Here is a 238-nt window from a genome sequence, read left to right on the forward strand (position 1 = left end):
AGCCAGCGAGTACTAATCGGTCGAGGGCTTGACCTCGAATTGAATCGAGATGTTGAGTCAAAGATAAGTTCACTTTCGAAGATTGTTATTCGGTTTTGAAGATACCTTAGAAAGTATCTTTCAAAAAGCGGTTCTTAGAAGGAAGCGCAGCAAAGACGGTGTCGATGGCGGTGAGGATCCACCTGTTCCCATCCCGAACACAGAAGTTAAGCTCACTAGCGTCGAAAATACTTGGCTG

Annotated in this window: 1 rRNA gene; it reads left to right on the forward strand. The window is 45.4% G+C overall.

Annotation, left to right across the window (positions count from 1 at the left end):
• Positions 1-154: 154 nt before the first annotated feature.
• Positions 155-238 (forward strand): 5S ribosomal RNA (rrf, locus tag H6A12_RS13215); the annotation flags it as partial.

It is taken from the genome of Merdimmobilis hominis, from assembly GCF_016901855.1.
GTDB lineage: Bacteria > Bacillota > Clostridia > Oscillospirales > Ruminococcaceae > Paludihabitans.